Genomic DNA, 7,633 nt, shown 5'->3' with positions numbered 1-7,633 from the left:
AGGTCGGAGGTCGGAGGTCGGAGGTCGGAGGTCGGAGGTCGGAGGTCGGAGGTCGGAGGTCGGAGGTCGGAGGTCGGAGGTCGGAGGTCGGAGGCTAAAGAATCCGCATTCCTCGGCGATTTAGAATTAGCGCGGAGCATCGCACATCTAGTCGCATTGTGACGGTCATTGGCGCGGCTGGCAATTGGGTGGCTGGGGCGGCCAGCGACAAATGTACGGAGATGCCGTGAATTTTCTGCTCCTGAGAATCGCGACAATGGCGGTTTGGGATGGTACGATGAGAAACCAAATCCCCATGCGGCGCGCCCACAATAAACGAGCCGCATCCATTCCCACCAACTACCGGCCGCGCCGGTCATGGAGCACTCGAATGACACGATTCACGCTTGGCTTGAGCTTCACATCGGTCGTCGCCGTCCTTTCCGCTGCGGTGTTTGGTTTGGCTCGAGCCGATTCGGCTCGCGCCGATGAGCCGGATAAGCCGATCCGGGCGCTGTTAGTCCTCGGCGGCTGCTGCCATGACTATGCCCATCAAAAGGACATTATCACCAAAGGAATCTCGTCGAAGGCGAATGTCGTTTGGACGATCGCCTACGATCCCGACACGGGAACGAAGCATTTGAATCCAATCTACGAGAATCCAGATTGGTCGAAGGGCTACGACGTGGTCGTTCACGACGAATGCTCGGCCGATGTGAAGGACCTGGCGATCATCGACCGAATCCTCCAACCGCATCGCGATGGCCTGCCGGCAGTCGTCCTGCATTGCGGCATGCATTGCTACCGCAGCGCGGGCTGGCCCGACAAAGTGACACCGTGGTTCGAGTTCACGGGCTTGCAAACGACCGGCCACGGCGCGCAATTGCCGATCGGACTCAAATTCACCGACAAGGAGAACCCGATCACCAAGGGTATGGCCGATTGGACGACAATTCACGAGGAGCTGTACAACAACATCGCCGGCAAACTGCTCGACACGGCCCATCCGCTGGCTCGTGGAACACAAGCTTATAAAAAGGCAGGCAAGGATGTGGTCGATGACGATGTCGTCGTCTGGACCAACCTCTACAACGGCAAGACGCGCGTCTTCGCCACGACCCTCGGCCACAACAACGAGACCGTCGGCAATGACCGCTATCTCGACCTCATCACCCGCGGCTTGCTCTGGTCGGTCGATAAACTCGACGACGCCCACTTGAAGCCGGCGAAGAAGGTGCTGATTGGGGAATGACGGCGACGAGACGCGAATCGGTCGGGTGGCACTGGCCAGCGCGGTCGGCCAGTGCCGGCGTGCGGTCCAGACGCGGCGCCATTTGGCTAAGCGAGCGATCACTAAAAACAATTCAGCACGATGGTCTCCCAGCACGACCGACGTCAGCTCGCGAGGCCGCACTGGCCGACGTTGCTGGCCAGTGTCACCCGTCATCGGCTCATGGCCCCAATCGACGGCATCGGCCGAGCGCGGCCAAGAGGCAACAAACGGCCAGCACGAGCGTTGACGGTTCAGGGACCGCCGACGAGTTGCCGCCGAGGGTAATCTCGCTGAGCGATCCGCTCGGCGATGAATCACTCACCAGAAAACTGGAGGAACCGGGCGTGCCGGCGGCGAATGGGCCACTCAGTGAGAGTGAACTGGCTAACGCGAAGCCGCTCGCCAGTGGTTGGCCGCTGGAATCTGAGGCATCGATGATCACGCTGGCGGAACTGCCAGCCACGCCGCCGATCACGAGCGCGCCGGCCGTGATGTGATTAGCCGTCAGTCTGGCACCGGCGTTGACTTGCACGTTGCCCGATCCGTCGATGCCGCCGACCTGCTGATTGCCGCCGGAGACCAAGAGACCGGCGGCGGCCGTGCTGCTATTCGAGATGTTCACTCGATCGGCGACGGTCGTCGTGCCCAGCGCCGAGACCGAGCCGGCGAGTTCGAGCGTACCAGTCCCCGAGACGTTCGCCGTCACTCCGCTCGACACCGTGGCCGAGCCGGATGCGACGTTGAATTGTAGCGCGCCGGAGTTGATCGCTAGCGCACTGCCGGCGCTCAAGTTGGGCGTTCCGGTAATTCGCACCGTCCCCGTTCCTGTCTTCGTTAGCGTGAAGCCACCCAGCGATGTAACTCCGCTGACAGTCAGCGGATTTGCGCCGTTAACGGTCCAGGTTTGATTCGTGCGGAGCGTGACGGCGCTGGAGATGGTCGGGGCGGCAGCGCCGGCTTGCACGGTCAGGCCGTCGGCGCCGAGCGAAAGTGTATGGCTGCCGCCGATCGACACCGCATTGGTAGCGGCGGATGTGAAGGTCAGCCCCTTGATCGAGAAATCGGCGTCGAGCGTGGTGCTCACGTTCGAGCCGCCGCCGGTCGTGGTGAAAAAGACGTCGGTCGGCGAGCCGGGCGTGGCGTGCGTGTCGGTCGCGCCAGCGGCATCGGTCTTCCAGTTCGTGACGCCGGAGTTGTTCGTCGACCAATTGCCATCAACGTTTCCCTGCCAGTAGGCCGCGGTGGGAATGATCGTGATCGAACCATTGTTGATCGTCAGGTTGGGGACGTGGCTGGTGAGGTCGGTGCTGTAGCCGTTCGGCGGCGCTATACTGGTCGCGACATTGCTCAATAGCAGCGCAAACGAGCCATTCGAGAACCCCGTCGTGTCGAGCGTGAGGTTGGCGAGCACGCCGTTGGCCAGCACGCTCGAAGGGTTGTTGCTCGTTAGGAAAACGTCGGTGAACCAGACCTGCGGCTTATTGCCCGACGGCGTCGATTGCGAGGCATCGGGGACGGCGAAGATGGTGCCGGTCGTCAGGCCGATATTCGAGATAGTCGGGCCCGGCGTGCCGCTCAACTGCGGCCCGCCGTCGCCGACCTGCACGGCCAAATCCGCTCCGGGGGCCATATCCGTGCCGCTCACTGGGATCTGGATCACCTGCCCCGGCGTGTTGGGAAGCAATAGGTAGCTGCCGACATTAATCGTCGAGGCGGCGCGAGCCGTGGACATGGCGCTGAGCGTCAGGACGAGCGCCGTGAGAAGGCTGCAAGACCATGTGCGCTTCCCCTCACCCCGGCCCTCTCCCAGAGGGAGAGGGAGTGCGGTTATCGGCTCTCGGAAAAACGGCTTCCACATCGGTTTGTCACTGCGCCGGTGCATTTCGCTGTTGAGAACTCAAGTTGTCTATCCACGCCAATGCGGGCGACCGACGGAGAGCGCCGTCAAAAGCTCGTCGAGCCAGGCCGCCGCGAACGACGTCGAAGCATCATTGCCCGCGTCGGCGATCCGGTCCGAATTCCACCAGGCGGTCCCATGATTGGCGTCGTCCAAGCTATCCCAAGCGGCCATGATCGCTTGTCGCCCGAGCCGCGATTGAGGCGGCGGTTCGTCCGCTGAGATTTGCGAAGAGCAGCTCGTCGACGACGATGCGCTATCGGTCTTTACGGCCGGCGCCGGCGAACTCGACGGCATTGGCAGCACCAGCGCGGCGGAAACGATTGCCGAACCCGCGGTTGTCGATGTGGGGGCAGACGACGGAGATGAATCGAGCGCGGGCGAAAGAGATTCCGACGCGGGAGACGATATTCCCACCGCCGGCGCAGCTCCGCCGCTCGCCGGCGCAGTAATTAGCGGCAACGTGTTGCCCGCGTTGTCGCGGGCCAGGATCGCGTCGTTCGCGTTCACTTGCCCGTCGCGATTGAGATCGTTCACGTCAGTGACCGGGGCTTTGCTCAATGGCGAGTGCGGATCCGCTATAATCGATGCGACGTCCGCGGGGCCGACCACCACGTTCGTTGACGTATTGCTCGCGCCGGTCGCGCCGACGAGATTGCCGAAGTAGAAAACGTCGGGAGCGGTGAGGCCCGTAACCTGATCGGCAAGCATCGTGACTTGCAACCACTCGTTCTGAATCGCGTTGTCGTCCCAGATGATGGTAATTTGGGTCGAACCTCCTGGTCCGCGGCCCGGATAGATATTCACATACGTCGGATCGGGCGGAGCGGGCCAGGCGGACGGATTGCTGTCGTTGCCGACAGCGAAGCTGAAGTTGTCGACGGTCGGAACGGTGTCCAAATTCGCGACATCAATCATGACTCCGTTGATCCCCTTCGCGGAGCCAGTGACGTTCTGGAATGTGGCCGTTTGTCCGGGGAGCAGAGCCTGTTTATTGGTGGCGATGGCATTATCGTCGGTCACGTTCGACGATCCGTTGAATCCGTCGAAGACGCTGTTGTTGTAAAACACGTAATTGCCGACGATCGTCGGCACCGGCGGCGTGACGGTCAACTGGTTCGACGGCGCGGAGCTTCCGGCCAAGTCGATTGCTTTGATTTCGTAGGTGTACTGCGTTCCGGCCGTGAGGTTCTGGTCGTCGAAGACGGTTACGCCGCCGCCAAGGGTCGCCACCGCGGAAAAGGTCCCCGACGCGCCAGTTTTGCGATCCACCTCGATACTTTGCGTGAAGCTCGATGGGGTGGTCCAAGCAAGATGGACGACGGACCCGGACGCCGCCGTCGCGGTAGTAAGCGTGGGCGCGCCAGGAATCAGGGCCAGACCCTGAACGTCTGTCGCGCTGAGCACTTGGTTGTAAATCCGCACTTCGTCGAGCTGGCCGTTGAAGTAATTGTCCCCCGTCGGCGTCACACCGTCGTTGGCCACGTCGGCCAAGGCGCCGATCACCGAGAACTTGCTGGTTTTGTTCCCCGTGTCGAACGTCCCGCTGCCGTTGAGCACTCCGTCAATGTACAGTTGCACTTGCCCGGTAGTGGCGTTGCGCGTTACGGCGATGTTGTGCCACTGACCGTTGTTTACGGCATTCGTGCTATAGATACCCCCCGAATCGCCGACGTAGATGCCAATTTGTCCGCTGGCGTTGAGCGTGCCCCAGTTGATGTCGTTGCCAGCGCCGGCCTGTTCGACGCCGGTGATGGCCGGGGCCTGCCAGTGCGTATTGTTTCCCAACTGCGTCGTCTTGAACCAGGCGTCGAGGCTGCTGGTGCCGCCGAGAATTGGCGAAAGGTCGTTGGCAAGCGTAACGGCGGATTGACTTCCAACCGCTTGGTTATAGGTCCCATTGCCGCTGAACGAGAGCGCCGCCGCCCCGATCTTGCCGGGCGTCACCCAAGCGGGCTTGGTCGTCCCAGTCAAGGTGCCCGTATTTGTGCCGACCGAATCGACCGCTGTCGTGCCGCTGCCGGCGTCGAAATGGTACACATCGATGGCGCCGGTGACGGCCGGCGTGGTGGCGCTCACTGGGCCGATGTAGGCCGAGTCGCCGACGACGTTGGTGGCCCGGATGCGATAGTAGTATTTTGTGCTAGGGCTGAGGTTCATGTCCGTGTAGCTCACCGCGCTTGCCCCGGCGACAGCGATCTGCGCGAAGTTAACCCCATCGGTCGAGCGCTCGATCTTGAAACCGGCCTGGGCATCCGACTGACTGTTGGAACTGTCAGCCCACGTGAGTGTGATCTGGGTGGCGCTGATCGCGGCAGCAGTCAAGTTCGTCGGCGCAATCGGAGGCGAAGTCGGCGGCGCGAGCAGGCCGTACACGGTCACGGCGCCCGTCGACCCGACGAATACCTCTCCGTCGGCGATAGTCGGCGTGATGAACTTCACTCCGGCGCCAAGCTGGTCACGCGTGGCGAACTGGTTGGTGTCGTAGAGTTCCGTCAGAGTCGTCGCGTCGTATGCTCGCAGCACTTCATGGCTGGAATCGAATTCGACATCCCACACAATCCCGTTGGCCGTGCCATTCGATGAAACGCTGGGCGTCGCGCCATAGGAGGTGGGGTAGGCGATCGTCGATTGCGCGGCGGGGGCCGCCGAAAGCAGGCCGTTGCTGAGCGTGTAAGCCTTGAGCACGTCGCCGACGGCATGGTAGTAAATGGTTTCGTTGAAGTACGCCGGGCTGTCCCAGTTTCCGTGGCCAAGGCTCACTTCCTGGATGACGTGGTCCGGCGGATTGGGCGCGGAAGAACTGTACCCACTCATGCTGTCGCGGTTGATCACATAGATGACACCCTGCTTGCCGGAGCCAATATACTCATGTGGATAGGGTCCCGGCTGATCGGGGAGCACGATCCCACCGCCGGAACCGAGATCCGTGTCGCCGCTGGCCAGGTTTGCCTGATTGTACGGCGTGAAATAGTCGCCGACCTTTAGCCCATAGCCGTTGATGTTCGGATTAGTCTGCGTGCTGGTGTCCGGCGACACCTTGAGGACCGTGTCGCCGTAGTCCCCGATCGCCGCATTGAAATCGCCATTGCCCGATAGCAAAAACAGGTTCGTGCCGTCGGAGGCCGGCCCGGAGCCGCTCATCCAGAACCCGCCTTCACCGGCGTTATTCCCCGGAGGGCTGAGAAGATTCGGCGTGTCGTTGAAAACGCTGATAAGGTGCAGGTTCGTCGGATTGAACCCCAAGATCCAGCCGTGGTAGGGGTCGGTGTCGGCATAACTGCCATAGGTGACGTACAGCGTGCCATTCAGCAGCGTCATTGCGGGCCGCTGGAGTTGCTGCTCGGCGACAAACGTGATCGTCGTGCCGTTTCCCTCGACGCCGTTGCCGTTGACCGACGCTTGGACCAGCATGGGCGTCAGCTTGTCGGCGCCGGTGGTGATGTCCAGCGCATGAATATGGTGCGAATAGACGTTTTGCCCCGGCGTGTCGTTCGTGAACGCGTCGAGATACATCGTGTTCGTCGAAAGGTCGATCACCGGCGTGCTCGTAATGCCGACTTGCGGATTGATGTCGTGATAGGCCCCGTAGCGATTGGCAAAGAAGTTGTTGGGCGTAGCCGCCGCCGGTCCGAGGTTCACGTGCCAGAGCAATCCGCCGGAGCCCGTGTTGCTGTTGGCATCGAAGGCATAGACGTCATTGTTCTGCGTAACGACGAAAATGACGTTGTGAGTTCCCTTTCCGGGGATCGCCAGATTCGAGACGTAAAGCGGCTGGGCATAGACCTGTCCCGTGACGGGATAGGAAAACAGCTCGCCGAACGTCCCGGAGCCGACATTCGAGGGGGTCAGCGTCACCTCGTTGGAATTCAGCCCGTCGCGGGACAGGTCGTTATGCCATGTGAGCACATTGACGGCCAAAAGCTGCCGCGGCTCGAGCGACTCGAAGGCGCACCGCCGCCGGAGATGCCGGTTGCATCGCTCACTCTTCCGCCGCCTCATGCCGCCACCGCCGCTCTCTAAAGATGCCGTGGGATCTCTATCTGGAAGAAACCAAGTTCCCAAATCGGGAATCGCCGTCGAGAACTCGAAGTGGAATCATTCGCCCGAGCAGGAACTCTGCTTGTCGAGGTGGGCGCGCCCATCGGGAGGCGCGATGCCGGGCGAATCCGAGGCAATGTTCCGAACGTTCCGCAATTTGCCCCGGTCAAACGAGCATAACTGGATTCTCCGGCAACGTCAACAAGTTGAGACCTACGCCGCTCGAACGTCAGTCGGTTGCCGCGGATGCACGGCGGCCTTGTCCGGCGGTGGTTTCGGCGTCGTCGCTTGGCCGTCGGGGGTCAGGCTGAGCACTTCCTTGCCCTCGGGGATCGTCCAGAGTTTGACGATCCCCTGCGCATCGCCGCTGGCCAGGAGCTTGCCATCGGGAGCGAACGCGACCCAGGTTGCCTCGGCCTCGTGACCGATGAGCTGCCTTGCAA

At 61.8% G+C, this 7,633-nt stretch carries 4 protein-coding genes; 1 reads left to right on the top strand and 3 read right to left on the bottom strand.

Going from position 1 to position 7,633, the window contains the following annotated elements; genetic code table 11:
- Positions 1-370: 370 nt before the first annotated feature.
- Complete coding sequence (locus tag VGY55_02630) at positions 371-1,231, top strand: ThuA domain-containing protein (GenBank protein HEV2968856.1); 861 nt, start codon at positions 371-373, stop codon at positions 1,229-1,231.
- A 199-nt stretch (positions 1,232-1,430) separates the two neighbouring features.
- Here the strand turns inward: VGY55_02630 and VGY55_02625 are convergent, their stop codons facing one another.
- The 3 genes from VGY55_02625 to VGY55_02615 form a co-directional block, all read right to left on the bottom strand.
- Positions 1,431-2,984, bottom strand: coding sequence for a hypothetical protein (locus VGY55_02625; GenBank protein ID HEV2968855.1), 1,554 nt, complete (start codon positions 2,982-2,984; stop codon positions 1,431-1,433).
- A gap of 174 nt (positions 2,985-3,158) precedes the next feature.
- Positions 3,159-7,151, bottom strand: a complete 3,993-nt coding sequence (locus VGY55_02620) for a LamG-like jellyroll fold domain-containing protein (protein ID HEV2968854.1) — start codon at positions 7,149-7,151, stop codon at positions 3,159-3,161.
- Between the two features lie 252 nt (positions 7,152-7,403).
- Positions 7,404-7,633: hypothetical protein (locus VGY55_02615; protein ID HEV2968853.1), on the bottom strand; the 230-nt coding region annotated here is incomplete at its 5' end.

The organism is Pirellulales bacterium (assembly GCA_035939775.1).
Taxonomy (GTDB): Bacteria; Planctomycetota; Planctomycetia; order Pirellulales; family DATAWG01; genus DASZFO01.
Note: the sequence above shows the minus strand (reverse complement) of the source record. Positions and strands in the feature narration are given on the sequence as shown.

Coding starts and splice junctions, on each gene's coding strand:
- VGY55_02625 (HEV2968855.1), bottom strand. CDS start 2,984: ATGTCCACGGCTCGCGCCGCCTCGACGATTAATGTCGGCAGCTACCTA.
- VGY55_02630 (HEV2968856.1), top strand. CDS start 371: ATGACACGATTCACGCTTGGCTTGAGCTTCACATCGGTCGTCGCCGTC.
- VGY55_02620 (HEV2968854.1), bottom strand. CDS start 7,151: ATGAGGCGGCGGAAGAGTGAGCGATGCAACCGGCATCTCCGGCGGCGG.